Genomic DNA, 21416 nt, shown 5'->3' with positions numbered 1-21416 from the left:
CGGCTCAGCGCGGGGCCTCGGTGCTCTCGACCAGTTCGGCGACGAGCGCCTCCATCTCGCGCCCCTCGATCTCGGCTGCGGGCGAGAGGGTCAGGCGGTGGCGCAGGACCGGCACGGCGAGCGCCTTGACATCGTCGGGGATGACATAGGCCCGGCCCTGCAGGGCGGCGCGGGCGCGCGCGGCATGGGCGAGCATCACCGCCGCGCGCGGGGAAGCGCCGACGACAAGTTCCGCGTGGTCGCGGGTCGCGCGCACCAGCCGCACGACGTAATGGGTGATCTCCTCGGCCACGGTGACATGGTCGAGCGCGGAGGAAAGCTGCGCGAGCCGCGCCGGGTCGGCGACCGGCGACACGCCGAGATCCGCAGGCCGCTGCGGACCCTGCCGCCGGCCGTAGTCGCGCACGATCCGCGCTTCCTCGGCCTCGCTCGGATAGGGCACCAGCAGCTTGAACAGGAAGCGGTCGAGCTGCGCCTCGGGCAGGGGATAGACGCCCTGGTTCTCGATCGGGTTCTGCGTCGCGACCACCATGAAATGATCGGGCAGGCCGTGCGTTTCCCCGTCCAGCGTCACGCGGCGTTCCTGCATCGCCTCGAGCAGCGCGGCCTGCGTCTTGGGCGGGGTGCGGTTGATCTCGTCCGCCAGCAGGAGATCGCAGAAGATCGGCCCGCGCGTGAGGGTGAACTGGCTGGTCTGGAAATTGAACAGGTTGGAGCCGAGAATGTCGCCCGGCAGCAGGTCGGGGGTGAACTGGATGCGCCCGAAATCGAGGCCCAGCGCGGTCGCGAAGCTCTGCGCGAGGAAGGTCTTGGCCGTGCCGGGCGGCCCTTCGAGCAGGACGTGCCCCTGCGCCACCAGTGCTTCGAGCAGGCGGTCCACCATGTCGTCCTGCCCGACGATCGCCTTGGCGATCTCGGCGCGGATGGCGCCCGCCAGGTCGCGCAGTTCTTCGAGGGTCATGCTCATCGCGTCAGCTTCCTTGCCAGTTCGTCGAGCGCCTTGGCGGCGCGCAAAATGTCGTCGGGGGCCTCGGCCGAGCGCAGGGCCTTGGCGCGGGTCGAAAAGGGCGTTTCGTCCGGCAGGCGCGCGGCCAGCGCGGCGTCGATCGCCGCCTCCTGCGCCCGCTTCACGCCGAGCAGGCGGGCGATCCGGCGCTGGGCTAGCGCCGCGTAAGGCGCGGCCAGCAGCCGCATCCGCTTCGCCCGCACGATCAGCCCGGCGCCGTTCCTCACCAGCCGCGCCTTGCCGAAGCCGGTCTCGGGCGCGCCCGCGGCGACCGCGCCGAACCGCATGAAGGCGCGCCAGCCGACTATCACGAGCGCGAGGACCAGGCACAATGTCGCGGCGAGGAAAGGCGGCCGGAAGGCGAGGGTGAGCAGGTTCTGCGCCCCGCTGAAACCGTTGAGCGTCAGGTCGAACACCACCCGCGTGTCCTCGCCATAGCCGGTCTCGCGCACCAGTTCGAGCGCCGCCGCCGCGCGCGCCGGGTCGGCAAGGCCCCAGTTGTTCACGAGGTCGGGTTCGGCCACCACCACCGTGAAATGCGCGTTGTCATAGAAGTCGGACCCTTCCTCGCCCAGCACGTTGAAGGCGAGGACATGGCCCGCCGCGTCGGTGACGAGCGGTTCGAGCGTATCCTGCTCCTTCGCGAAACGGATCGTGCGGGTCGGCAGTTCGCCCTCCAGGCCGAAGCCGTCCCAGCCCGGGCTCTCGTCCTCCTCGAGCTGCTCGATCTCGGTCTCGAAGGCGTAAGGGGCGGGCAGATCGTCGGTCCAGGCCGTCTCGAACGCCGTGCCCAGCGCGACCCAGCCTTCCCTGAACCTTTCGCGGATTTCCCGCGGTGCACGGTCCGGCACGGTGTTCGCCTGCCATTTCGGCAGGACGAGCAGCGTCGGCCCGCGGTATTGCCGCGCTTCGAGCAGCGCGCCGATCTCCTCCGGATCGGCATAAGGCGAGGGCGCGATGACGAGGAGGTCGCCCGTTTCGAGTTCGCCCGGCGAACGCGACACCTCGACCTCGTGGCCCTCGGCCTCCAGCAGGCGGACGAGCCCGGCATAGCCGTTGAGACCGACCGAGACGGCGTGGGCCGCGCCGTCGCTCTCGCGCTCGCCGGTGTCGCCCGCCGAGAGGAACCAGAGCAGCGCGAGGAAGGCGAGGAAGCCGGCCACGAGCACCGCGAACACCGTGCCCTTGCCGAAGGGCGCGGCGTTGCGGCCCGTGCCGTCGGGCGCGCCGGTCGCCGCCGCGTTCATGCCGCCTCCCGCCCGCCCAGCCGGGCGAGCGCGAATTCGGCATAGGCCGCGCGCGCCGCTTCCCAGTCCGAGCGGTCGAGCGAACGCAGCGCGAACAGGCTGCGCTCGACCCGCTCGGCGACCACGGCGAAGGCGGCGCGGGCGGCATCGGGGAGGGCGGGAAGCGCGGCGAGCTCGCGCGCGGTGGAGGAGGGTTCCACCCATTCGGGCCGGGCGGCGGCGATCTGGCCGACGCTGCGTTTGAGGAGGAGATGCGTCGCCTCGTCATAGCGGCCTTCGAGTGCGAGGCGGTCGGCATCCTCGAGCAGGGCAAGGCTCTCGCGCTCGTCCGGGCGCCAGTCGGGCCTGCCCGGTGCTGCCGCCTGCCCCCCCGATGTGCCCGCCCCGCGGGCGAGCGGGCCGTAGATGCGGGCGAGGAAGAACAGCACCGCCGCCGCCAGAACGAGCGCGAGGATCCACCAGAACTCCGCGATGAACAGGGCGACCGGCCGGATGATCGCGGCGAGGGCTTCGAACACGGTTTCGAGCGCCCGGTCGAGCCAGCTCGGCTCGCGCTCGCGCACTTGGGGCAGCTCGACCGGCGCGAACTGGATGTCGGATGCGCCGCGCAGCTCCTCCCAGCCTTCGGGGGCGACATTCGCGGGATCGGCGGGCGGTCCGGTCCCGCCGCTGTCCTGTGCCGAAGGGGGGAGGGTCTGCGCCGCGCCGGTCATGCCCCGCGATTGGTGGCACGCGGCGGGGGGCATGGCAAGAATGGTCGCGGGCTTTCCCGACGCCGGCCCGTCAGCCCCGCGCCCGGCTTTGCCGATATGTGCCGAGGATTCGCAATTCCTTGGAAAAATAAGCACATTCCTCGAGCGCGCGATCGACCGCGGGATCGCCCGGCGCGCCGTGGATGTCGGCGTAGAACATGGTCGCCGAAAAGCTCGCGCCCTTCTGGTAGGATTCGAGCTTGGTCATGTTGACCCCGTTCGTGGCGAACCCGCCGAGCGTCTTGTAGAGCGCGGCGGGGATGTTGCGGACCTCGAACACGAAGGTCGTGATCGCCTCTTCCCCCGCAAGCTGCGCCGGGTCGAGCGGATCGGCGGCGAGCACGACGAAGCGGGTCGTGTTGTCGGGGCTGTCCTCGACCCGTTCGTCGATGATGTCGAGCCCGTAGAGCTGCGCCGCGATCGCCGGGGCGATGGCGGCGATCTTCGGATCGTTTCTTTCCGCGACGAAGGCCGCCGCGCCCGCCGTGTCGGCATGGGAGAGCGGCACGATCCCGCGCTCCCTCAGGTAGAGCCGCGACTGGCCGAGCGCCTGCGGGTGCGAATAGGCCGCCTCGAACGGACCGGGTCCCTTCGCCATCAGCGCGTGATGGATTTCCATGAAATGTTCGCCGATGATCGACAGGCCGCTTTCCGGCAGCAGGAAATGGATGTCGGCGACGCGCCCGTGCTGCGAATTCTCGATCGGGATGATCGCCTGGCCCGCGCGCCCGTCCTTCACCGCGTCGAGCGCGTCCTCGAAGCTGAAGCAGGGCAGCGGCAGGGCATCGGGCCGGGCCTCGATCGCGGCGCGGTGCGAATTGGCCCCGGGCGAGCCCTGGAAGGCGATCGCGCGCGCCGGATCGGCCTCGGCCGCGGCGCGCAGCGAATCGACGATCGCAAGGGCCGGGCCGGGGAAACTGCGCATGACGAAAGCGGTGCTAGCCCCCCTTGACAGGTCCGGCAAGCCTGCTTGCAAAAGGTGCAAGACCTGATGCCGCCATGGCTCTTGCGCGCGCGTGAGGGCGTCAGTAAGGGACGCGCGCAATGGCACAAGACAACAACACCAATCGGGCGTCGGGCGCGGATACGGTCAAGACCGAATCGGGTTCGAGCGACCTGTTCAACACCGCTGCGGGCTGGGTCCTGTTCGCCGGTGTCGTCGGCCTCGGCCTCAGCGTCCTCAGCGACAAGTATTTCCATGGCTACGATCCCTCGGACCTGCCCACCGAACGCATGGGCTATGTCGTCGAGGGCGTCGAGGAAGAGGGCGCGGCTGATGCCGGACCGACTCTCGCGCAGGTGCTGGCCGATGCCGATCCCGAAGCGGGCGCTAAGGTTTTCGCCAAGTGCCAGTCCTGTCACAATGTCGAAGAGGGCGGCCCCAACGGCGTCGGCCCCAATCTCCACGGCGTGATGGGCAAGCCGATCGCGGCCAATGCCCCGGGCTTCAACTATTCCGGCGCGCTCAAGGAAAAGGGCGGCGAATGGACGTGGGAGAACATGAGCGACTGGCTCGCCTCCCCGCGCAATTTCGCGTCGGGCACGTCGATGAGCTTCGCCGGCCTCGGCAGCATCGAGGACCGCGCCAACGTCATGGCGTACCTCGCGGAAAATGGCGGCGCCCCGCCCAAGCCCGAGCCCGAGGCTCCGGCCGCCGAGGAGGCCGCGCCGGCTGAAGAGGGCGGGGAAGAGCAGCCCGAGAACGGGGCCGATCCGGCCGAAGACGGGGCGGAAACCGCCGAGGGTTGATCCTTTCGCGATCCGAATGACGCAAGGGGCGCTGCGGCGCCCCTTTTCGTTGCTACTCGCGGCCCTTGAACCCCTGCGCCACCACGTACCATTCGGACGAACCCTTCCGGCTCGCGGGGGGCTTGGCGTGCTTCACCGTCCGGAAATGCTGCTTGAGCAGGGCGAGCAGTTCCGCATCGGTCCCGCCGGCCAGCACCTTGGCGACGAAGGCCCCGCCCTTCTCCAGCGTCTCCACCGCGAACCACGCACCCGCCTCGACGAGCGCCATCGTGCGCAGGTGGTCGGTCTGCTTGTGCCCCACAGTGTTCGCCGCCATGTCGGACAGCACGAGATCGGGCGGACCGCCAAGCGCGTCCTCGAGCCGTTTGGGGGCGGCATCGTCCATGAAATCCAGCTCGAAGATCGTCACGCCCTCGATCGGCTCCACGGGCAGGAGGTCGATCCCCACCACCTCGGCCCTGGGCGCCCGCGCGCGCACCACCTGCGCCCAGCCGCCCGGCGCGATGCCGAGGTCGACCACGCGCCTCACGCCATTCAGGAGCGCGAAGCGGTCGTCGAGTTCGATCAGCTTGTAGGCCGCGCGGCTGCGATAGCCTTCCGCCTTGGCGCGCTGGACATAGGGGTCGTTCAGCTGCCGCTCGAGCCAGCGGGTCGAGGACACCTTGCGCCCCCGTGCGGTCTTCACGCGGCGGTCGGGGTCGCGGCCGGAGCGGCTCATCTTTCGGGTCTTTCGCCGCGCAGCTTCCTCAGCGCGCGTTCGCCCTGCCGGTCGGCCGCCATCATGCTCCGCAAAATCCCCTCGCGTATGCCCCGGTCGGCAACGCCGAGCCGCGCAGCGGGCCACAGGTCGAGGATCGTCTCGAGGATCGCGCAGCCCGCCACCACGAGGTCCGCCCGGTCATTGCCGATGCAGGGCAGGTTGCAGCGTTCCGCCGGGGACATCCCCGACAGCCGCGCGCTGATCGCGCGCATGTCGTCGGAGCAGACGATCAGCCCGTCCACCGCCTTGCGGTCGTATTGCGGCAGTTCGAGGTGCAGGCTCGCCAGGGTCGTGACGGTCCCGCTGGTGCCGAGCAGGCGGATGTCGTCGGCGCGCGGCGCATCGCCGATCCGCGCGGCGAACCCGGCGAAGCTGTCCGCGACCAGTTCGCGCATCCGCGCATAGCGTTCGAGCCGCCCGGCCCGGCCCGCCTCGCCTTCGATCCCCTCGTCATGGCCGACCGTGTCGGTCAGCGAGACGACGCCCCAGGGCACCGACTGCCAGTCGAGGATGCGCGGCACGCGGCGGCCCGCGGCATCGCCCGCCTCGAGCAGCACGAGTTCGGTCGATCCGCCGCCGATGTCGAAGATCATCGCCGGGCCCTCGCCCGCCTCGAGCAGGATGTGGCAGCCCAGCACGGCAAGCCGTGCCTCTTCCTCGGCGCTGATGACGTCGAGCGCGATGCCGGTTTCGCGGCGCACCCGTTCGATGAATTCCGCCCCGTTCACCGCCCGGCGGCAGGCCTCGGTCGCGACCGAACGGGCGAGGCGGACATTGCGGCGGCGCAGCTTGTCGGCGCAGATCGCGAGCGCCGACAGCGCGCGGTCCATCGCCGCGTCCGACAGCCGCCCCGTGGTCGCCAGTCCCTCGCCCAGCTTCACCACCCGGCTGAAGGCGTCGATCACCGTGAAGTCCCGGCCCGAGGGGCGGGCGATCAGGAGGCGGCAGTTGTTGGTGCCGAGATCGAGCGCGGCATAGGCCTCCCCGCGCAGCGCCCCGCGCGCGGGCGCGCCTGCGGGGCCGGGCGCGGCCGGGTTCGCGCGCGGCGCGCGCTCGGCCGGGCCGCCGCGGCGACTGCGGGCGTCGCCGTCGCGCCGGCCGGGCCGGTGCCTGTCGTGTCCGATGTCCCCGGTACGGCAGCGGGGCGCGCCGCGGCCCTGCGAAGGCCGCTCGCCGGTGGCGTCGGGCTGGAAGGAGCGGGCGTAGCGTGGATCGGCTACATTGCCGGACGTGTCGCCCCTTTGTTTACCAGCACTCCTGTGTCTGTCCGGCGGCAAGGTATCCGCCATGGTGTGTTCTTCTTCTCGCTTCACCCGCACGCGATCGACGCGCGGGGCACCTGACGACAGGGCTAAACCAAGAGGCCCGGCCGCGCAAGCGAGGGGCTTGGCCCCGGGCGCCGGGGGCGGGGCGGGGGGAGAGGGCGAAAGGAGGGGCGGCCGCCCGGCATCTCCCCCTTGACCTTGCGGCGCGGCAAAACTAGGGAGCGCGCTCGTTCGCCAGCCGCGCCCCGAGGCGCCGCCTGCGGACCGGTGCCCCGTCGTCTAATGGTAAGACTACGGACTCTGACTCCGTCAATTGAGGTTCGAATCCTCACGGGGCATCCAGTCTTTTGCCTCGAATCGGGCTGGCCGTTCGCTCCGGGTGGCGATAGGCGGCAAGCGGCCATCTTCCGCGTCGCCGCTTAGCCATGGAGGCAGCTCCCTTTCCTGTCCTGCAGGAGAGCCCCGGGGCGGTTGGATCGGCCTCCGGCAAACCCTGCGCGCCAAAGCCTTTTCGGCCCCAACTTCCTCCCGAGAATGACTCTCGTCAAATTGCGTGCTGCGCGGCTGGAGGCGGCTTGCCGGGGGGCGGGCTTGGCCCTAGGGGCAGGCGCGATGAACGACACGCACCCCGACCGCGACCTCCGGGATCGCCGCTTCTACCGCGCCGGCGAGGAAAGCCGCTTCGCCGACGAGAACCCGGACCGCACCCCCCAGACCGAGCATCCGGCCTACAAGCTCGCCTTCCGCGACACCGATTTCCTGCTGCGCGACGAACTGCGGCCCGTGCGGTTCCAGCTCGAACTGCTGAAGCCCGAAATGCTGCTCGACGAGGCGCGGGTGGGATCGACGCTGGTGATGTACGGCTCGGCCCGCATCCCCGCACCCGCGCAGGTCGAGGCCCGTCTGGAGGCGGCCGAGGAAGGCGACGAATTCGAACGCAAGGTCGCCCGCCGCCTTGCCGAAAAGGCGAAATATTACGACGAGGCCTATCGCCTCGCCCGCCTGGTTTCGGAAAAGGCGATCATCGAGGACGGCCTGCGGCAATTCGTCGTCACCACCGGCGGCGGGCCCTCGATCATGGAAGCGGGCAATCGCGGGGCCTCTGATGCGGGGAGCGAATCGATCGGGCTCAACATCGTGTTGCCGCACGAACAGGCGCCCAACAGCTACGTCACGCCCTATCTCAGCTTCCAGTTCCACTATTTCGCGCTCAGGAAGATGCACTTCCTCCTGCGGGCGCGCGCGGTGGCGGTGTTCCCGGGCGGTTTCGGGACCTTCGACGAATTCTTCGAGCTTCTGACCCTCGTGCAGACGGGCAAGATGAAGCCGATCCCGATCCTCCTGTTCGGGCGCGATTTCTGGACCCGCGTGATCGACTTCGAGGCGCTGGCCGAGGAGGGCACCATCTCGAAGCGCGACCTCGACCTGTTCCACTGGTGCGAGACGGCCGAGGACGCGTGGGAACACGTCGCGGAATTCTACGAACTGAAGCGCTGACCTTCTCTTGCGGCGCTTGCGCGCTGCCGAGCCGCCCTCTCCCCCGCCCCGGGGTTCCGGCGGATGCCGGAACCGCACCCACGCAAGGATTGCCTAGTCCAGCCGCCGCACCGCTTGGTGGCCGAGCGGCCCGCTACCCGCGCCGTAGCCGGGCGCCTGCCGGATCGCCTCGACCACGAAACGCCGCGCGAGCCTCGCCGCGTGTTCCAGGCTCTGTCCGTGCCCGATCAGCGTGGCGATGGCCGAGGACAGCGTGCAGCCCGTCCCGTGGGTGTGGCGCGTGTCGATCCGGGCATGGTCGAACTGGACCGAGCGGCCTTCGGTCGGGATCAGGATGTCGATGATCCGCGCGTCCTCGGTATGCCCGCCCTTCGCCAGCACCGCGCAGCCGTATCCCGCGACAAGCTCGCGCGCGGCGCCCTCGACCAGTTCGGTGGTCCGCAGGTTGCGCCCGGCAAGGTGTTCGAGTTCGGGCAGGTTCGGCGTTACCAGTGTGGCGCGCGGGAAGAGCCGCTCCTTCATCGCCGCAACCGCGTCCTCGGCGATCAGCGCGGCGCCCGAGGTCGCGACCATGACGGGATCGAGCACCAGCGGCACGCGGCTGTCCACCTCTTCCAGCGCCCCGGCGACATGGGCGATGATATCGGCATCGTGGAGCATCCCGATCTTGATCGCATCGACCCCGATGTCGCGGATGCACGAACGGATCTGCTCGGCCACGAAAGGGCCGGACAGGGGCGTGATCGCCTGCACGCCGGTGCTGTTCTGCGCGGTCGCGGCGGTGATCGCGGTCATGCCGTAGCCGCCGAGCATGGCGATGGTCTTGAGATCGGCCTGGATCCCCGCGCCGCCCGATGAATCGGACCCGGCGATCGAGAGGATGCGGGGGGGAGGTCTGGTGCTCATCGCCTTCCCCTATCCCTTCGCCTCGCGCGAAGTCGAGAGCCGATGGCGCGGCTGCGGCCCGACTTCGCCGGCATGAAGCCGGATCAGCCCCCGAACCGCCGCCTTGTCGAGGGCGGGAATTCCGCGTGCAGCGCCTTCGCCCGGGTCGGCCGGTCCATCAGCTCGCCGCGGCAATTGGGGCACAGGTCGTCGAGCGCTTCGGCGCAAGCGGCGCAGAAGGTGCATTCGAAGCTGCAGATGAACGCGCCCGGCACCTCGGCGGGGAGGTCCGTGCCGCAGCGCTCGCAATCGGGGCGCATTTCCAGCATCGCCGCCGCTCAGGCCGCCTGCCGGACGGCTTCGCACACGCTTTCGACCACCTGCTCGACCTCGTCCGGGTCGTCGCCTTCGGCCATGACGCGGATGACGGGCTCGGTGCCCGAGGGGCGGATGACCAGCCGGCCATGCCCTTCGAGGACGCGCTCCGCCTCGGCGATGGCGGACTTGACACTGGCGGCATCGAGCGGGGCACCGCCGTCGTAACGCACGTTCCTGAGCAGCTGCGGGACGGGATCGAACTGGTGCAGGATCTCGCTCGCCGGGCGGCCCTCGCGCACGAGGCTGGTGAGAACGCGCAGCGCCGCCACGGTTCCGTCGCCGGTGGTCGCGTGGTCGAGCAGGATCATGTGGCCCGACTGCTCCCCGCCGACATTGTATCCGCCCGCGCGCATTCTCTCGAGCACGTAGCGGTCGCCGACCTTGGTCCGTTCGAGCGTCAGGCCGATCCCGGCAAGGTGGCGTTCGAGCCCGAGATTGCTCATCACGGTGGCGACGACGCCGCCGCCGGTGAGTGCGCCTTTCTCGTGCATCCGGGTCGCGATCAGGGCCATGATCTGGTCCCCGTCGACCGCGCTGCCTTTCTCGTCGACCACGATCAGGCGGTCGGCATCGCCATCGAGCGCGATGCCGAGATCCGCGCCTTCCTCCACCACCCTGGCCTGCAGCGCCTCGATCGCGGTCGAGCCGACGCGGTCGTTGATGTTCGTCCCGTTGGGCGCGACGCCGAGAGTGACGACTTCCGCGCCCAGTTCCCAGATCGCGGAAGGGGCGACCTGGTAGGCCGCGCCATGGGCGCAATCGACCACCACCTTGAGCCCGTCGAAGCGCACGTCGCTTCCGATCGACCGTTTGACCGCATGGATGTAGCGCCCGCGCGCATCCTCGATCCGGCGGGCGCGGCCGATCCCTTCGGCGGGGGCGAGCCGCGGTTCGGCCTCCATCAGCCGCTCGATCTCGGCCTCGGTCTCGTCCGACAGCTTGAACCCGTCGGGGCCGAACAGCTTGATCCCGTTGTCGGGAAAGAGGTTGTGGCTGGCCGAGATCATGACGCCGAGATCGGCCCGCATGTCGCGGGTGAGCAGCGCGATCGCGGGGGTGGGGAGCGGCCCGGTCATGATGACGTCCATGCCGACACTGGTGAAGCCCGCCACCAGCGCGCTTTCCATCATGTAGCCCGACAGGCGCGTGTCCTTGCCGATCACGACGCGGTGGCGATGCCCGCCGCGCACGAAATGGGTGCCGGCCGCCTGCCCGACGCGCATCGCCGTCGCCGCGGTCATCACCCCGGCATTGGTGCGCCCCCGGATCCCGTCGGTGCCGAAAAACCTGCGTGCCATGTGCGGACTTGCCCCTCGCTTGCGGTCTCGCTCGATTGCCAAGCGGGTCATGGCGTGGTTATCGCGCGAAGGGAAGGGCGGTAACCTTGAAAACGGACGGATTTCCTTGAGCGAAGCAGCGCGGCCCGCGGGCGGGCAACCTTACGAACTGGTGACGATCCGCCTGCCGGTGGTGCTGACCTTCGCGGCGCTCGTCGCCGGGCTCGCGGGCGGGGTGGTGCTGGCGGAAAGCGGGCTGCCGGACTGGCTGCGCGACGCGCTGGCGCTCGTGGGCACGCTGTGGCTGCGCGCCCTCCAGATGACGATCATCCCGCTGGTCGCCTCGCTCCTGGTGCTCGGCCTCTCGCAGATGGTGCGGGCGGCGAGCGCGGGACGGGCCGCGCGCCGGTTCCTGCTGCTGGTCCTCGGCGTGCTGGTCGCGGGCGGGGCGTTCACCGCGCTGGCCCTGCCGCTGGTGCTCGATGCCTTCCCGATCCCGCCGGGCGCCTCGGGCTTTCTCGCCAGTGACGCGGGGCAGCCGCAGGAGGTGCCGGGCATCCTCGATTTCCTCGCCAGCCTCGTCGCGCCCAACCTCGTCGCGGCGGCGGCAGAAACCGCGATGCTGCCGCTGACGATCTTCTTCGCCCTGTTCGCCGTCGCCGTCACCCGCCTGCCGGAAGAGCAGGGCGAGCGGCTGCTCGGCTTCTTCCATGCGCTGGCCAATGCGATGCTGCTCATCATCGGCTGGGTGCTGTGGGTCGCGCCGGCGGGGGTGTTCGCGCTCGCTTTCGGCGTCGGCCTCAGGAGCGGGAGCGGCGCCTTCGCGGCGCTGGCGCATTACATCCTCGTCGTCTCGGCGATGGGCGGGTTCGTGGTGCTGCTCGCCTATGCCCTTGCGGCGGTGCTGGGCGGGGTTTCGCCGTGGCGGTTCGCGCGCGCCGCGCTCCCGGCGCAGGCGGTGGCGGTCTCGACCCAGAGCTCGCTCGCGAGCCTTCCGGCAATGCTCGATTCGGCCTCGCGCCTCGGCCTCAGGGCGGCGACGGCGGAATTCGTCCTGCCGCTTGCCGTCGCGATCTTCCGCGCGACGAGCCCGGCGATGAACATGGCCGTCGCGCTCTATGTCGCGGCGCTCGCGGGCGTCGAAATCACCCCGGCCGCCGCCGGGGCGGGGATCATGGTGGCGCTCGTCATTTCGGTCGGATCGGTGAGCCTACCCGGATCGATCAGCTTCGTCGTCTCGATCGGTCCCATCGCGCTCGCCATGGGCGTGCCGATCGAACCGCTCGCGCTGCTGGTCGCGGTCGAGATGCTGCCCGACATCGTGCGAACGCTGGCGAACGTGACCATGAACCTCGCCGTCACCAGCGCGGTCGACCGGACCGGCCGGTGACGCGCACATGAAGCAAGACCGACTGCGCGATCCGCAACTGCGTGTTTGCAACCCTTCGCGCCCGCGCGCGTTGGTGCTATCGACCCGTCACCTGTTCATCCCTTGAAACCCACCGGAGGAATTATGGCTTTCCAATTGAGTCCGCTTCCCTATGCGCCCGACGCGCTCGACCCCGCGATCTCGGCCGAGACGCTGGCCTTCCATCACGGCAAGCATCACCAGGCCTATGTCGACAAGACCAACGCCGCGATCGAGGGCACCGATCATGACGGCAAGTCGCTCGAAGCGGTCATCGCCGCCGCGCGCGGGAGCAGCGCGGGCCTGTTCAACAATTCCGCCCAGACATGGAACCATGGCTTCTACTGGAACTCGCTGTCGCCCGACGGCGGGGAGCCCTCGGCCGAGCTCAAGACCAAGATCGACGAGGCCTTCGGTTCGATGGACGAGCTGAAGAAGGCGCTGAAGGAACGCGGCGCGGGTCATTTCGCGTCCGGCTGGGTGTGGCTCGCGGAAAAGGGCGGCAAGCTCTCGATCGAGGAATCGCACGACGCCGACACGCTCGCGGACAGCGAATTCAACCCGCTGCTGACGATCGACGTGTGGGAGCACGCCTATTACCTCGACCACCAGAACAAGCGGCCGAGCTATCTCGACGCGGTCGTCGACGGCAAGCTCAACTGGAAGTTCGCGAGCGAGAATCTCGAGCGCGGGTCGACCTGGACCTACGCCTGAGTTTCCCGGCGCGAAACGGAAAGGGCCTGCCGCACATCCTGCGCGCAGGCCCTTTTCGTTGGTGCCGGCGGGAAGGCCTCAGCCCTTGGCGGCGGCGACGCCCTTGCCGGCCGCGACATCGTCGAGCTCCTCGAGGATGGCGCGGTGTGCGGTCTCGTCGTCGATCGAGCGCTTGGGGATGTCCCCGTCGGCGAGCATCGAGTTGAGCGCGGCGCGGGCGCGGCCCACCCGGCTCTTGATCGTGCCGACCGCACAGCCGCAGATCTGCGCGGCTTCCTCGTAGGAAAAACCGCCTGCTCCCACCAGCAGCAAGGCCTCGCGCCGTTCGGGCGGGAGGGTAAGGAGGGCGCGGTGCATGTCGGACAGGTGCAGCGGCTCTTCCTGCCCGGCGGGCGCGGTCAGGATGCGTTCGGCCACGCCCTCGTCATACTCGCCGCGAAAACGGTTGCGCCGCATGTCGGTGAGATAGGCGTTCCGCAGGATCACGAAGGTCCAGGCGCGCATCGAGGTGCCGGGTTCGAAACGTTCCTGCGCGGCCCAGGCCTTGAGCAGGGTTTCCTGCACCAGGTCGTCGGCCATGTCGGGGCGCCCGCACAGGCCCCGCGCAAAGGCGCGCAGGTGCGGCACGACCTCGGTCAGCTCGCGCTTGAATTCGGCCTTTTCGGCGGGCGTGCGTTCGATTTTCTTCTTTTTCCTGTCGGCCATCATGCTCCGCTCCCCCGCGAAGGGGGCTGGTCGGGCGGGCCTTTGTCGGCTCCGCCCGGATCGCTTTCGTCAAGCCGGTCGAGCAGGTCCTTGAAACTGTCGGGAAGGTCTTCCTCGAGCACCGAATCGTAAAGCTGCCTGAGCCCGTGGCTCCAGTCCGGCTTCCCCCGCGGCTGCGCCGCGGCGCACGGTTCGTCGGGCTTGTCCGCCGCCCTGCCTGTCTCGCCGCCCTGCTGCCGGCCGGATGCAGGCCGGCCGCGCGCTGCGGCCCCGGCCTCGCGTGATGTTTCCTGTGACGCCATATGCGTATCTGGTTTCCTCGATCCCGGTTGGCGCGCCTTGCGTTATCGGCCCCTCCGCCCTGTTGCTTCCGTGCCGCAGGCGATCAGACGCAGGCGGCCGGGAGGCGCGTGTTGTGGGAACGTAGCGCGCGGTGTTTGGTTCCGTCCACACACCAGGGCCATGCATCCCACATGAATTCGAAAGCCTCCCCCCAAGGCGCGTCGGCGCCGAGCAGGACCGCAATCGGCGCGCCCGCCGATCCGGGGCCGCCCGCGGGCCCTGCGCCCGGCCCGGTCGGCGCGCTTTCGGCCCCGCCGCCGCAGGCGAGCCGGGCGCGGCGCTGGCTGGTGAGCTATCCGCGCGCCATCCCCGTCGCGATCTTCCTCGCCATAGCGGCGATCACCGCCTTGAGCGTCTTTGCGATCGAGAGCAACGCGCGCGCCCGCGAAAAGGCGCAGATGCGCGAATACGCGCAGGGCATTGCCTCCGCGCTCGAAGGGCGGGGGACCAGTTTCGCCTCCTACCTGCGCGCGGGGGCGGCGCTGTTTTCCAGCCTCGAGGAGGTGACGCCCCGGACCTTTCGCCAGTTCGTCAGCGAATTGCGTCTGGACCTCGATTATCGCGGGGCCGAGGGGATCGGCTGGATCGAGACGCGCGATGTCGAAAGCCCGATCACCCGCCGCGCCCTGGTGCGCTACATCTGGCCCGACACCGAACGCAACCGGCGCGCAATCGGCTTCGACATGTATTCCGAAGAGGTCCGCGCCGCCGCGCTTGAGGAGGCGCGCCGCACCGTGCGCCCGACCGCCTCGGGCCGGATCGTGCTCGCGCAGGAGGGGGCCGGGATGGCCCCGGGGTTCATCATCGCGATGCCGGTCTTCGCCGGCGACCCCTCGCTGCGCGACAGCCAGCGCAGCCTTGCCGGCTTCGTCTATTCGCCGTTCGACGCCGACGAGTTCCTGAGCGCGGCGATCGCGCAGGCGGCCCCGGCCGATCTCGGCGTGCGGCTCTATGACGGCGACGCGCGGACCGACAACCTGCTGGTCGCCCATTCACTCGCGGGAGACCGGGTGCAGCGGATCGAGCAGGAGGTGACGATCGCCCACCGCGAACTGCTGCTGGTGGTCGAGGCGACGCAGGCGCAGACGCTCGCCCCGCTGTCGATGGTGACCCTGCTGTTCGGCCTTGCCGTCGCGAGCCTGCTGATGCTGCTCGCCCGCCTGCTGACCCAGCAGGCCTTCGAGGATCAGGCGCGTCTCGCCTTCTTCGAGGAACAGCATTCCATCCGCAACTCCTTGAGCCGCGAGCTCAATCACCGGGTCAAGAACACTCTCGCCAACGTGCTTTCGATCCTATCCCTGACGCGGCGGCGATCGAACACGCTCGACGAATTCGCCGACAGTCTCGAGGGGCGGATTCGGGCGCTGTCGGCGACGCACGACCTCCTTACCGGGACCGACTGGAGCACCACCCCTCTGGCCGCGGTGATCGATGCCGAATTGCAGCATTTCCGCGCGGGCAGCGACGAATCGGTGACGGTGGAGGGGCCGCCCGCCCAGCTCGCGCCGAACGATGCGCTGAGCTTCGGCCTCGCCATCCACGAACTGGGCACCAATGCGGCGAAATACGGCGCGTTGAGCGTGCCGGGCGGCCATGTCTCGATCCGCTGGCGGCTGATCGAGGGAAACCTCGCCGAGGTCGAATGGCGCGAGCGCGGGGGGCCGCCGGTCGCCGGGACCCGCAAGCGCGGCTTCGGGACGGAGCTGATCGAGAAGATCGTCGCCCACGAACTGCGCCACCCGGTAACGCTCGAATTCGCGCCCGAGGGCGTGCACTGCGTGATGCGCGTACCGATTCGCCGCCGGGGCGATTTCCACATCCGCGAAGGCGCGCAGCGCCCGGCGGGACGCTGAAACCCGCCGCGGCGCCGAGCCTTCCTCAGCAGTTCTCGAGCGGGCGGCTCGACCCGAAGAAGAGCGCCTGGCTGATGGCCGCGCGCACCGTCTGTTCCTGGAACGGCTTGGTCACGAGATAGGTCGGTTCCGGCCGGTCGCCGGTCAGCAGGCGTTCGGGATAGGCGGTGATGAAGATCACCGGCACGCTGGTGATGGCGAGGATATCGTCCACCGCGTCGAGCCCGGAGGACCCGTCGGCCAGCTGAATGTCGGCAAGGACGAGCCCCGGCGTCCTTTCCGCCACCGCCTCCTGCGCCTGGGTGCGGGTCGCGGCAGTCCCGGCGATTTCGTGGCCCAGCGAGGAAACGAGGTCTTCGAGCTGCATCGAGATCAGCGGCTCGTCCTCGATGATGAGCACGCTCGTCGCCTGTTCGCGGTCGATCTCGGCGACCGCCTCGGCCAGCAGGCGTTCGACCTGGTCCGTTTCGATATCCATGATCTCGCCCGCCTCGCGCGGGGTGAAATCCTCGAGCGTGGTGAGCAGCAGCGCCTGCCGGTTGAGCGGCGTGATCGCGCGCAGCCGGTCCTGCGCCCCGGCCTCGTGCTCACTGCCCATGCGTCCTTCGACCCCGCCGGCGGCGCGGTCGGTCGCGCCGACATCGAGGAATCCGGTCGACCACACCTTGTTGAACGCGCGATAGAGCGGGATGCGCCCGTTTTCGAGCGACCGCTTGACCTCGGCGTCGGCGAGCGCGGCCTCGAGCGTGGCGCGCACGAAGGCATCGCCGGTCGCCTGCGAGCCGGTGAGGGCGCGGGCGTAACGGCGCAGGAACGGGAGGTTGGCGGCAACTTGCTCGCTCAGGGACATGAAGGTCTCCCCTTGGAAGAATGAAGGTGAAAAGGTCCGGGTCGAACGATTCGGGGGCATAACGGTTTCCCCGCCGACAGTCGCCCCCGCGTGCCCGGAACGGGGCTTGGGGCCCGTCTGGTCCATTCCGCAAAGCGGCACCTTAAAAAAAGTTGGGAAAGGCTGGAACCGCCCTTCGGGCCGCACATTTAGGTTCTGTCACCGCCGAGACCCCCCTCCCGTCCAAGCGGCTGGTGATACGATCCCGAAGGCCTCCACTCCCTATCGAGTGGAGGCCTTTTTTCGTCTCAGGCGGCGGAAACGCCCTGGGGTAGGGTTTTTTCGTAGATCGCGTATTCGCGGTTGATCTCGCTCCCGATCGCGTCCGCGATGGCGACCATTCCCTTGTTGTCGTCGAGGATCCATCCGATCTCGCCCCGCTTCGAGCCGTAGACTTCGTGCGCGTTGTCGCGGATCGCGCTGATCATCATGAAGGCGAGCTGGCTGGCGAGGCGCGAATTGTGCAGTTCCTTCAGCACCCCCATCAGCGGCACGCGCATGTCCGATCCCGCCGGATGCTTCAGCCAGCGCAGCATCTTCACCCAGCCGAAGGGAAGCAGCCGGCCTTCGATCCTGGCGAGGACGTCGTTCACGTCGGGAAAGGTCAGCATGAAGGCGACCGGCCTGCCGTCGAGCTCGGCGATCATGTTGAGATCCTCGCGGATGATCGGCTTCAGCTTCTTGCCGGCATAGGCCACTTCTTCGGGGGTGAAGGGGACAAAGCCCCAGTTCTGCGACCATGCATCGTTGAGGATCGCGAGCACGGTTTCCGCTTCCTCGTCCCAGCGCGCCTTGTTCACCGGGCGCACGGCGACGCGCGGGTTGCGGGCGCCCGACTGGACGATGCGCTGCACGATCGGCGGGAAGCCCTGCGGGATGTCGATCTCGTAGGTTCGCAGCGTCTTCGCGCGGACGTATCCCGCGCTTTCGATCCACGCGGCGTAATGTTCCGGGTGGTGACCCATCATGATCCGCGGGGGATGGTCGGCGCCGCGCACCAGCAGGCCCGGCTCCTCCCAGATCGACATGGAAACGGGGCCGAGCGCGCGCGTCATGCCCTGCTTCGCCAGCCAGGCTTCCGCCGCCCGCAGCAGGGCAAGGGCGATCGCCTCGTCCTCGGCGTCGAAATAGCCGAACATTCCCGCGCCGGGGCCGAACCCCTGCGCGCTCGGCATTTCGAGCGCGAGTTCGTCGATATGGGCCGAGATCCGCCCGACGTCCCGCCCGCCGCGGCGCGCGACGAAGAGCTGCGCGCGGGCATGGCCGAAAAAGGGGTTCTTCGCCGGATCGACCAGTTCGAGCTGTTCGGAACGCAATTGTGGGACCGCGTGGGGCACGCGCGCGGAAAAGACGCGGCCGAGGTCGACGAAACGCGCCCGACCGCGCTTGCCGCCGACCTCCTCGATCCCTATTTCAGCGTCCACCGTCCGCCCCCTCCCGTATTTGCGTTGCGTCAATGCGACAGGGCGTGTCTGCGGCGAAGGCGCAAGTCATGCAACCCGGCCGATCACTCTTGCCAACATATCGCATTTGGTTGGAGCGCCCCGATTGGGGTAAGACCCGCGCGAGATCGAACATATGAACATGCAGCATTCCCTCTCCCACCCGCTTCCCGAGCGCCCCGTGCGCGCGACGCGTGCGGACTTCATGAGCGCCGACGACAAGGCCATGCTGCGCGCCGCGCGCGACCTGACCAGGGGACTGGGCGAGGCGAAGCCGGCGATCTACTGGCCCGACATGCTTGCCTCGGCGCTGGTCGGCTATGGCGGCATCGCGCTCGCGATCCTGACGGACAGCGTGGCGGTGGCGGCGATCGCGGGGCTGGTCGCCTCGCTCGCGCTCTACCGCGCGCTGATGTTCATCCATGAACTGACCCACATCCACCGCGATGCGCTTCCCGGATTCCGGCTGGGCTGGAACCTGCTGGTCGGTATCCCGCTGCTGACGCCGAGCTTCATGTACGAAGGCGTCCACACGATCCACCACAAGCGCACGCAATACGGCACCGCCGAGGATCCCGAATACCTCCCGCTCGCGCTGATGAAGCCGTGGAGCCTGCCGCTCTTCGTGATCGTCGCCCTGCTCGCCCCGGTCGCGCTGCTGGTCCGCTTCGCCGTGCTCGTGCCGTTGGGCGCGCTGATCCCGGCCGTGCGGAAGTTCACCTGGGAGCGTTTCTCCGCGCTTTCGATCAATCCCGATTTCCGCCGCAAGGCCCCGACCGGGGATTTCGCCAAAAGGGTTCGCTGGCAGGAAGCCGGCGCGAGCCTGTGGGCGATTCTCGTGATCGCCGGCAGTTTCGCGATCGGCTGGCGGCCGCTCCTGATCGCGCTGGCGATCATGTCCTTCACCGCGCTGCTCAACCAGCTTCGCACGCTCGTTGCCCACCTGTGGGAGAACGAGGGCGAGGCGATGACCGTGACCGCGCAGTTCCTCGACAGCGTCAACGTGCCGCCGCCGGGGCTTGCGGCGGAGATCTGGGCGCCGGTCGGCCTGCGCTACCACGCGCTGCACCACCTCATGCCCTCGATGCCCTATCACGACCTGCCCGAGGCGCATCGCCGCCTCGCGCGGGAACTCGGCGCGGGTTCGACCTACGAGGCCGCGAACCACCCGGGGATGCTGACCCTGGTCGCGCGCATCGCGCGGAGCACGATGATCTCCCGTTAAGGGGGCGCGGCGGGGAGCCCGCGCTCAAGAGGCGGGATCGGCCGGCTGCAGCTTGGAACCCGGCGGGGCGGTGATGCGCCCGTCCTCCCCGCCATGAATGTCGGCGCCCTCGCTCGGGGCGTCTTGCTCGGGCGGGTCTTCCGGCTCGTCGATCGGCTCGGCCCCGGGCTCCGCCGGGACGCCGCCATCCGCATCGTCCGCGGGCAGCGCGCCGTCCGGTTCGCCCTCGGGCGGGAGCGTCCCGTCGGGCCGGTCGCAGGCCGCAAGGCCGAGCGCGAGCGGGCCGAGCGCGGCGGCCAGGACAATCTTTCTCATGGGGCAATTCCTCTCGGCGCGGACCCTAGCCGCCCGGGGGCGGGCTGACAAACCGGCCCGCCTAGTCGAGAAAGCGGATCATCGCGCAGCGCCGCTCCGCCGGCAGGCCGTGATCGGCCTCGAGCGCGAGTTCGCTGGCAAGCCGCGGATGCGCGTCGAGCGCGGTGACCTCCTCGAACCCCAGCCTTTCGTAGAAGGGCGCGTTCCAGGGCACGTCGCGGAAGGTCGTGAGGGTCAGCGCCTTGAAGCCCGAATTGCGCGCGTCGATCATCGCCGCGCGCAGCAGGCCCGCCCCGATGCCGCGCCGCTGGTGGTCGGGATCGACATCGAATTCCCACACGTGCAGTTCGCGGCCGAAGGGTTCGGTGACGATGAAGCCGATGATTTGCCCTTCCTCGTGCGCGACGAGACAGTGCCCCTTGCGGATGTAGCGCCGCAGCCGTTCGAGCGGGAGCGTGTGCTGCCCGGCGATCCCGGCGAGCCCCTCGACCTGTTCGAACATCCGGCCGGCACGCGCCTCGATCGCCGGCATCGCCTCGGCATCCTCGATCCGCGCGAGGCGCAGCGACCAGTCCTTTGCCTGGCCCATGCCTATTCCTCCGTCCGGATGAGCACGGTTTCGCCCAGCAGCAGGAACAGGAAGAACGGCGCCCAGGCGGCGAGGAAGGGCGGATATCCGCCGAAGGAGCCCATCGCGAGCGCGGCGTTGTCGACCACGAAATAGGCAAAGCCCAGCGCCATGCCGATGATTGCGCGCACGAACAGCTGGCCCGACCGCGCGAGGCCGAAGGCGGCGATCGAGCCCAGAAGCGGCATCAGCACCGCCGACAGCGGTCCGGAGAGGCGGTGCCACCAGCTCGCCTTCATCTCGTCGGTGCGCCGCCCGACCGCGTCGAAGGCGTCGATCGTCTCGCGCAGTTCGAGAAAGCCGAGCGAATCCGGATCGACCGCCTGCAGGTCGATCCGCTCGGGCGTCAGCGCCTCGCCGACGACGAGCGTGTCGAGCGCCTCGGTCTCCGTCGTGCCGACATCGAAACGCTCTGGGTTCTCGAGCCGCCAGCCCGGCGCCGCATAGGTCGCCCTGCTCGCGCAGACGAATTCGCGGATGATCCCGCCCGGCGCACGCTCGTACCAGGTGACGTTGTCGAATTCGAGCCCTTCGCCCGTGCCCACGAGCGAGGAGGCGGTGAGGATGTTGGTGCCGTCGGTAAGGTAGACGTTGGCGCGCCCCCCGCTCTCGTCCGGGATCGCCGCGTATTCGTTCGCCTCCCATGCCTTGAGCGTCGAATTGGCGCGGGTCACGATGCGCTCGTTGAAGGCGAAGCTGACCACGGCGACCAGCGCGGCGGTGAGCAGCAGCGGGGCAAGCACCTGGTGCGCGGAAAGACCCGCGGCCTTCATCGCCACCACCTCGCTGTTCTGGTTCAGCGTCACCAGCGTGATGAGGGTCGCGAGCAGGACCGAATAGGGCAGGAACCGGCTGATGAGCTGCGGCACGCGCAGGCTCATGTATTTCAGCACCTCGGCCTGCCCGTTCCCTTCGACCTCGAGGATCTTGCCCGTCGCGCCGAGGAGGTCGAGCGCCATCAGCACCACGACCAGCATCACCAGCACCGCCAGGATCCGGACGATGAAAAGCTTCGCGAGGTAAAGCGTCAGCGTGCGCGACGGGAAGAAATCGAGCTGCATGGGATTGCGCCTGCCGTC

Annotated in this window: 22 protein-coding genes and 1 tRNA gene; 7 read left to right on the top strand and 16 right to left on the bottom strand. The window is 69.3% G+C overall.

The window, feature by feature from the left end; genetic code table 11:
- Positions 1–4: 4 nt before the first annotated feature.
- From BLU08_RS08245 to BLU08_RS08230, 4 genes are all read right to left on the bottom strand, one after another.
- Positions 5–967, bottom strand: coding sequence for a MoxR family ATPase (locus BLU08_RS08245; protein ID WP_233995910.1), 963 nt, complete (start codon positions 965–967; stop codon positions 5–7).
- Positions 964–2253, bottom strand: a complete 1290-nt coding sequence (locus BLU08_RS08240) for a DUF4350 domain-containing protein (RefSeq protein WP_090198048.1) — start codon at positions 2251–2253, stop codon at positions 964–966. Before BLU08_RS08240 ends, BLU08_RS08245 begins: the two co-directional genes overlap by 4 nt.
- The gene (locus BLU08_RS08235; RefSeq protein WP_090198045.1) at positions 2250–2966 is read right to left on the bottom strand and encodes a hypothetical protein; all 717 of its coding nucleotides are present in this window, start codon (positions 2964–2966) and stop codon (positions 2250–2252) included. The genes BLU08_RS08240 and BLU08_RS08235 overlap by 4 nt, the downstream gene beginning before the upstream one ends.
- A 70-nt stretch (positions 2967–3036) precedes the next feature.
- Positions 3037–3930 carry a prephenate dehydratase gene (locus BLU08_RS08230; RefSeq protein ID WP_090198040.1) on the bottom strand — a complete coding sequence of 298 codons (894 nt, stop codon included), beginning with the start codon at positions 3928–3930 and terminating at the stop codon, positions 3037–3039.
- A gap of 119 nt (positions 3931–4049) precedes the next feature.
- Here BLU08_RS08230 and BLU08_RS08225 point away from each other — a divergent pair, with 119 nt between their 5' ends.
- Positions 4050–4754, top strand: a complete 705-nt coding sequence (locus BLU08_RS08225; RefSeq protein ID WP_090198037.1) for a cytochrome c family protein — start codon at positions 4050–4052, stop codon at positions 4752–4754.
- Positions 4755–4806: 52 nt separating this feature from the next.
- On the opposite strand, the gene BLU08_RS08220 is transcribed toward BLU08_RS08225, so the two are convergent.
- Together BLU08_RS08220 and BLU08_RS08215 are read right to left on the bottom strand one after the other, a co-directional pair.
- Positions 4807–5472 (bottom strand): RlmE family RNA methyltransferase, encoded by a 666-nt coding sequence (locus tag BLU08_RS08220; protein ID WP_090198034.1) that lies wholly within the window; start codon positions 5470–5472, stop codon positions 4807–4809.
- Complete coding sequence (locus tag BLU08_RS08215) at positions 5469–6803, bottom strand: Ppx/GppA phosphatase family protein (protein WP_090198029.1); 1335 nt, start codon at positions 6801–6803, stop codon at positions 5469–5471. Before BLU08_RS08215 ends, BLU08_RS08220 begins: the two co-directional genes overlap by 4 nt.
- A 244-nt stretch (positions 6804–7047) precedes the next feature.
- Between BLU08_RS08215 and BLU08_RS08210 the strand changes: the two genes are divergently transcribed.
- A tRNA-Gln gene (locus BLU08_RS08210) sits at positions 7048–7121 on the top strand.
- A 270-nt stretch (positions 7122–7391) separates the two neighbouring features.
- Entirely contained in the window at positions 7392–8276 is an 885-nt protein-coding gene (locus BLU08_RS08205; RefSeq protein ID WP_090198026.1) for an LOG family protein, read from the top strand.
- A gap of 93 nt (positions 8277–8369) precedes the next feature.
- Here the strand turns inward: BLU08_RS08205 and thiD are convergent, their stop codons facing one another.
- The 3 genes from thiD to glmM all read right to left on the bottom strand — a co-directional run bounded on the left by thiD (position 8370) and on the right by glmM (position 10837).
- Positions 8370–9182 (bottom strand): bifunctional hydroxymethylpyrimidine kinase/phosphomethylpyrimidine kinase, encoded by an 813-nt coding sequence (thiD, locus tag BLU08_RS08200; RefSeq protein ID WP_090198023.1) that lies wholly within the window; start codon positions 9180–9182, stop codon positions 8370–8372.
- 83 nt (positions 9183–9265) lie between these two features.
- The gene (locus BLU08_RS08195; RefSeq protein ID WP_090198016.1) at positions 9266–9490 is read right to left on the bottom strand and encodes a DUF1272 domain-containing protein; all 225 of its coding nucleotides are present in this window, start codon (positions 9488–9490) and stop codon (positions 9266–9268) included.
- 9 nt (positions 9491–9499) lie between these two features.
- Positions 9500–10837, bottom strand: a complete 1338-nt coding sequence (gene glmM / locus BLU08_RS08190; RefSeq protein WP_090198011.1) for a phosphoglucosamine mutase — start codon at positions 10835–10837, stop codon at positions 9500–9502.
- Between the two features lie 106 nt (positions 10838–10943).
- Between glmM and BLU08_RS08185 the strand changes: the two genes are divergently transcribed.
- Both BLU08_RS08185 and BLU08_RS08180 read left to right on the top strand, forming a co-directional pair.
- Entirely contained in the window at positions 10944–12206 is a 1263-nt protein-coding gene (locus BLU08_RS08185; protein WP_233995909.1) for a dicarboxylate/amino acid:cation symporter, read from the top strand.
- A 123-nt stretch (positions 12207–12329) separates the two neighbouring features.
- Complete coding sequence (locus tag BLU08_RS08180; RefSeq protein ID WP_090198003.1) at positions 12330–12938, top strand: superoxide dismutase; 609 nt, start codon at positions 12330–12332, stop codon at positions 12936–12938.
- A 78-nt stretch (positions 12939–13016) separates the two neighbouring features.
- Here the strand turns inward: BLU08_RS08180 and BLU08_RS08175 are convergent, their stop codons facing one another.
- The gene (locus BLU08_RS08175; RefSeq protein WP_090197999.1) at positions 13017–13643 is read right to left on the bottom strand and encodes a sigma-70 family RNA polymerase sigma factor; all 627 of its coding nucleotides are present in this window, start codon (positions 13641–13643) and stop codon (positions 13017–13019) included.
- Positions 13643–13945, bottom strand: coding sequence for a NepR family anti-sigma factor (locus BLU08_RS08170; RefSeq protein WP_090197994.1), 303 nt, complete (start codon positions 13943–13945; stop codon positions 13643–13645). Before BLU08_RS08170 ends, BLU08_RS08175 begins: the two co-directional genes overlap by 1 nt.
- A gap of 171 nt (positions 13946–14116) precedes the next feature.
- Here BLU08_RS08170 and BLU08_RS08165 point away from each other — a divergent pair, with 171 nt between their 5' ends.
- Complete coding sequence (locus BLU08_RS08165; RefSeq protein ID WP_090197990.1) at positions 14117–15838, top strand: CHASE domain-containing protein; 1722 nt, start codon at positions 14117–14119, stop codon at positions 15836–15838.
- 25 nt (positions 15839–15863) lie between these two features.
- Here the strand turns inward: BLU08_RS08165 and BLU08_RS08160 are convergent, their stop codons facing one another.
- Entirely contained in the window at positions 15864–16688 is an 825-nt protein-coding gene (locus tag BLU08_RS08160; protein ID WP_090197989.1) for a response regulator, read from the bottom strand.
- A 287-nt stretch (positions 16689–16975) separates the two neighbouring features.
- Positions 16976–18151: an N-acetyltransferase gene (locus BLU08_RS08155; RefSeq protein ID WP_090197988.1), complete on the bottom strand. Its 1176-nt coding sequence runs from the start codon at positions 18149–18151 to the stop codon at positions 16976–16978.
- A 160-nt stretch (positions 18152–18311) separates the two neighbouring features.
- Between BLU08_RS08155 and BLU08_RS08150 the strand changes: the two genes are divergently transcribed.
- Entirely contained in the window at positions 18312–19394 is a 1083-nt protein-coding gene (locus BLU08_RS08150; protein WP_172801004.1) for a fatty acid desaturase, read from the top strand.
- Between the two features lie 24 nt (positions 19395–19418).
- On the opposite strand, the gene BLU08_RS08145 is transcribed toward BLU08_RS08150, so the two are convergent.
- From BLU08_RS08145 to lptG, 3 genes are all read right to left on the bottom strand, one after another.
- The gene (locus BLU08_RS08145; RefSeq protein ID WP_090197982.1) at positions 19419–19709 is read right to left on the bottom strand and encodes a hypothetical protein; all 291 of its coding nucleotides are present in this window, start codon (positions 19707–19709) and stop codon (positions 19419–19421) included.
- A 61-nt stretch (positions 19710–19770) separates the two neighbouring features.
- Positions 19771–20298: a GNAT family N-acetyltransferase gene (locus BLU08_RS08140; RefSeq protein ID WP_090197978.1), complete on the bottom strand. Its 528-nt coding sequence runs from the start codon at positions 20296–20298 to the stop codon at positions 19771–19773.
- Between the two features lie 2 nt (positions 20299–20300).
- On the bottom strand, positions 20301–21398 hold the full coding sequence (gene lptG / locus BLU08_RS08135) for an LPS export ABC transporter permease LptG (protein ID WP_090197975.1): 1098 nt from the start codon (positions 21396–21398) through the stop codon (positions 20301–20303).
- Positions 21399–21416 lie beyond the last annotated feature (18 nt).

The sequence above is a fragment of the Erythrobacter sp. HL-111 genome, assembly GCF_900105095.1.
Taxonomy (GTDB): domain Bacteria; phylum Pseudomonadota; class Alphaproteobacteria; order Sphingomonadales; family Sphingomonadaceae; genus Erythrobacter.
This window is presented reverse-complemented; position numbering and strand designations above follow the sequence as displayed.

Excerpts from the sequence above, each read along its gene's own strand:
- BLU08_RS08245 (WP_233995910.1), bottom strand. The coding sequence starts at position 967 with ATGAGCATGACCCTCGAAGAACTGCGCGACCTGGCGGGCGCCATCCGC.
- BLU08_RS08240 (WP_090198048.1), bottom strand. The coding sequence starts at position 2,253 with ATGAACGCGGCGGCGACCGGCGCGCCCGACGGCACGGGCCGCAACGCC.
- BLU08_RS08235 (WP_090198045.1), bottom strand. The coding sequence starts at position 2,966 with ATGACCGGCGCGGCGCAGACCCTCCCCCCTTCGGCACAGGACAGCGGC.
- BLU08_RS08230 (WP_090198040.1), bottom strand. The coding sequence starts at position 3,930 with ATGCGCAGTTTCCCCGGCCCGGCCCTTGCGATCGTCGATTCGCTGCGC.
- BLU08_RS08225 (WP_090198037.1), top strand. The coding sequence starts at position 4,050 with ATGGCACAAGACAACAACACCAATCGGGCGTCGGGCGCGGATACGGTC.
- BLU08_RS08220 (WP_090198034.1), bottom strand. The coding sequence starts at position 5,472 with ATGAGCCGCTCCGGCCGCGACCCCGACCGCCGCGTGAAGACCGCACGG.
- BLU08_RS08215 (WP_090198029.1), bottom strand. The coding sequence starts at position 6,803 with ATGGCGGATACCTTGCCGCCGGACAGACACAGGAGTGCTGGTAAACAA.
- BLU08_RS08205 (WP_090198026.1), top strand. The coding sequence starts at position 7,392 with ATGAACGACACGCACCCCGACCGCGACCTCCGGGATCGCCGCTTCTAC.
- thiD (WP_090198023.1), bottom strand. The coding sequence starts at position 9,182 with ATGAGCACCAGACCTCCCCCCCGCATCCTCTCGATCGCCGGGTCCGAT.
- BLU08_RS08195 (WP_090198016.1), bottom strand. The coding sequence starts at position 9,490 with ATGCTGGAAATGCGCCCCGATTGCGAGCGCTGCGGCACGGACCTCCCC.
- glmM (WP_090198011.1), bottom strand. The coding sequence starts at position 10,837 with ATGGCACGCAGGTTTTTCGGCACCGACGGGATCCGGGGGCGCACCAAT.
- BLU08_RS08180 (WP_090198003.1), top strand. The coding sequence starts at position 12,330 with ATGGCTTTCCAATTGAGTCCGCTTCCCTATGCGCCCGACGCGCTCGAC.
- BLU08_RS08175 (WP_090197999.1), bottom strand. The coding sequence starts at position 13,643 with ATGGCCGACAGGAAAAAGAAGAAAATCGAACGCACGCCCGCCGAAAAG.
- BLU08_RS08170 (WP_090197994.1), bottom strand. The coding sequence starts at position 13,945 with ATGGCGTCACAGGAAACATCACGCGAGGCCGGGGCCGCAGCGCGCGGC.
- BLU08_RS08165 (WP_090197990.1), top strand. The coding sequence starts at position 14,117 with ATGAATTCGAAAGCCTCCCCCCAAGGCGCGTCGGCGCCGAGCAGGACC.
- BLU08_RS08160 (WP_090197989.1), bottom strand. The coding sequence starts at position 16,688 with ATGTCCCTGAGCGAGCAAGTTGCCGCCAACCTCCCGTTCCTGCGCCGT.
- BLU08_RS08150 (WP_172801004.1), top strand. The coding sequence starts at position 18,312 with ATGCAGCATTCCCTCTCCCACCCGCTTCCCGAGCGCCCCGTGCGCGCG.
- BLU08_RS08145 (WP_090197982.1), bottom strand. The coding sequence starts at position 19,709 with ATGAGAAAGATTGTCCTGGCCGCCGCGCTCGGCCCGCTCGCGCTCGGC.
- BLU08_RS08140 (WP_090197978.1), bottom strand. The coding sequence starts at position 20,298 with ATGGGCCAGGCAAAGGACTGGTCGCTGCGCCTCGCGCGGATCGAGGAT.
- lptG (WP_090197975.1), bottom strand. The coding sequence starts at position 21,398 with ATGCAGCTCGATTTCTTCCCGTCGCGCACGCTGACGCTTTACCTCGCG.